We start from the raw sequence: 2715 nt of genomic DNA on the forward strand, positions 1-2715 counted from the left end.
TCCCGATGAAGGTCACGAAGAAGTTTTCATCGCAAGAGGCCAAGGCGCGCGCCGACGCCGTGATCGAAAAGGTCAAGCTGACCGAATTCAAGGATGTCTATCCGCACATGCTGTCCGGCGGCATGAAAATGCGCGTCGCGATCGCGCGCGCCATGGCGCTCGAGCCCGATATATTGCTGATGGACGAACCATTCGCCGCGCTCGACGCGCTGACCAGGCGCGCGATGCAGCAGGAATTGTTGTCACTGTGGGATCAGTTGCGGTTCACCGTTTTGTTCGTCACCCATTCCATCGAGGAGGCGATCATCGTCGGCTCGCGGATTCTGGTGCTGTCGCCGCACCCGGGACGGGTACGCGCCGAGCTTGACGTCGGCAATATCGACTACACCAATATCGACAAGCCGGAGTTCGGCGCGATGTCGAAGCGCATTCACGGACTGCTGTTCGGCAATGAAGCCGGCCATGTGGCGGCAACCGAGGACGTCCGCGCGTGAGCGAGACTTTGCAAAAGCGCCCGGAATTCGAAAGCGAGCTGGTCGACTCTGGCGTCATCGGCGACGTCGAGCGGCCGCTGTCGTTCGTCGAGCGCGTCGTCAACAACGAGAGCGTGCAGCGTCTCGCGATCCTGGTCGTGCTGGTCGTGATCTGGGAGCTTTATGCGCTCTGGCTAAACAACTCCCTGCTGTTCCCAACCTTCACCGAAACCGTGGCGACGTTCTGGCACGATATCCGCAACGGCGTGTTGATCGACCGCACCATGACCTCGCTGCGTACATTGGCGATCGGCTATGCCTGCGGGCTCCTGCTGGCGGGGCTGTTCACCACCTTCGCCGTCGCCAGCGGTATCGGCACCCGCATTCTTTCCACCCTCACCGCCATGTTCAATCCGCTGCCGGCCATTGCGCTGTTGCCGCTGGCTTTGATCTGGTTCGGCTTGGGCACGCCGTCGCTGGTGTTCGTGATCGTCCATTCGGTGCTGTGGGCGGTGGCGCTCAATACGCTGAGCGGCTTCCGCGGCGTGCCGGAGACCTTGCGCATGAGCGGACGCAATGTCGGGCTGACCGGCGCGCGCTATGTGGGCCTGATCCTAATCCCGGCCGCGTTCCCCTCTATCCTGGCCGGCCTAAAGATCGGCTGGGCCTTCGCCTGGCGCACGCTGGTCGCGGCAGAACTGGTGTTCGGCGTGTCGTCGCGCTCGGGCGGCATCGGCTGGTATATTTTCGAGGCCCGCAACGATCTGGACACCGCCACCGTATTCTCCGGACTGCTTACCGTCATTCTGATCGGACTGTTCGTCGAATCGGTAATCTTCCGCGCCATCGAGGCGCGTACGGTTAATCTCTGGGGTATGCAGCGATGAGCGGCGCCACGTTGCAGGTCGATGTCTGGCGCGGCACCGATACCGGGCATTTTCAAGCCTTTGCCTTGCCGCGCCGCGAACATCAAACCGTGCTCGACGTGGTCACCGAAATCCAACGCGAGCACGACGCCACGCTGTCCTATCGCTTCGCCTGCCGCGTCGGCATGTGCGGCTCCTGCGCCATGGTGGTGAACGGCCGCCCGCGCTGGACCTGCCGAACCCGCGTCAAAGACGTCATTGATGATAGCGAACGGCTGCGGCTTGAGCCGCTGCGCAATTTCGCCGTGGTCAAGGATCTCGCGGTGGAAATGACGCAGTTCTTCGACAAATGGAAAGACGCACAGGGCTATTTCGAGCCGGGGAAACAGCCGCAAGCCGATTTCGCCGTGGTGCCTCCGGCGACAGCCCAACGCCAGGCCGCCGACGCCGGCATCGAATGCATCGGCTGCGGCGTCTGCTATTCGGCGTGCGACGTGGTGGCCTGGGACCAAGACTATCTCGGGCCGGCCGCGCTCAATCGCGCCTGGACGCTAATCAACGACGTGCGCGATGAGGGCCACGACGCGCGGCTGGACGCGGTGTCCGCGAGCAATGGTTGTCAGGCCTGCCACACCCACATGAGCTGCACAAAATTTTGCCCGAAGACGATTGCGCCGACTTATTCGATCACAGGGCTGAAGCGCGCGGTGCTGCGCCGCAGTCTGCGGGGCGTGCTGTGACGGCGATCTTGTTCCTTGCGCAGCGGGCGACTGCCTTCGTGCTGGCGCTCGCGGTCGCCGTCCATCTCGGTACCATTCTTTATGCGGTGCGCGGCGGCGTGACCGCGGCCGAAATTCTCGGCCGCACCCACGGCAACATCGTCTTCGCGCTGTTCTACGGCCTGTTCGTGGTCGCGGTCGCGATTCACGCGCCGATTGGCTTGCGCAATATCTTGCACGAGTGGACGACATGGCGCGGGCGTTCGCTCGATCTGGCATTGGCCCTGTTTTCGATTGTCCTCCTGACCCTCGGCATGCGGGCGGTGTTCGCCGTGTACACCGCATGAGGGCCTCGCACCGACAGCGCGGCTTCGTCGTGGCGATGCTGCACCGCCTGTCGGGTATCGCGCTGGCGATTTTTCTGCCGCTGCACTTTCTGGCACTGGCGACCGCGCTCAACGGCGCCAACGCGATGGACGCGTTTCTGGCGCTGACGCGCCAGCCGGTCGTCGCCTTCGCTGAATTCGGCATCGTGATCGCGCTGGCGATCCACATGACGCTGGGCTTGCGCCTGCTGGCGATCGAGTTTTTCGATTTCCGCGAGAAGACCTTGGCTGTGCTGTCTGCCTGCGTTGCCGCGGTTTGCGCCATCGGCCT

Annotated in this window: 5 protein-coding genes; all 5 read left to right on the forward strand. The window is 63.3% G+C overall.

Going from position 1 to position 2715, the window contains the following annotated elements:
- The coding region (locus VIE67_RS12625) for an ABC transporter ATP-binding protein (RefSeq protein WP_332026757.1) at nt 1-494 on the forward strand (494 nt) is incomplete at its 5' end.
- 77 nt (nt 495-571) lie between these two features.
- The gene (locus VIE67_RS12630; RefSeq protein WP_414707365.1) at nt 572-1360 is read left to right on the forward strand and encodes an ABC transporter permease; all 789 of its coding nucleotides are present in this window, start codon (nt 572-574) and stop codon (nt 1358-1360) included.
- The gene (locus VIE67_RS12635; RefSeq protein ID WP_332026761.1) at nt 1357-2079 is read left to right on the forward strand and encodes a succinate dehydrogenase/fumarate reductase iron-sulfur subunit; all 723 of its coding nucleotides are present in this window, start codon (nt 1357-1359) and stop codon (nt 2077-2079) included. The genes VIE67_RS12630 and VIE67_RS12635 overlap by 4 nt, the downstream gene beginning before the upstream one ends.
- Complete coding sequence (locus tag VIE67_RS12640) at nt 2076-2405, forward strand: hypothetical protein (protein ID WP_332026763.1); 330 nt, start codon at nt 2076-2078, stop codon at nt 2403-2405. Before VIE67_RS12635 ends, VIE67_RS12640 begins: the two co-directional genes overlap by 4 nt.
- A partial coding sequence (locus VIE67_RS12645) for a succinate dehydrogenase, cytochrome b556 subunit (protein ID WP_332026765.1) occupies nt 2402-2715 on the forward strand: 314 nt, incomplete at its 3' end. The genes VIE67_RS12640 and VIE67_RS12645, both read left to right, overlap by 4 nt.

Source organism: Rudaea sp., assembly GCF_036560865.1.
In the GTDB taxonomy this organism is placed as follows: Bacteria; Pseudomonadota; Gammaproteobacteria; order Xanthomonadales; family Rhodanobacteraceae; genus Rudaea.

What these genes read in the sequence shown, in the direction of transcription:
- VIE67_RS12635 (WP_332026761.1), top strand. Translation starts at nt 1,357, where the DNA reads ATGAGCGGCGCCACGTTGCAGGTCGATGTCTGGCGCGGCACCGATACC.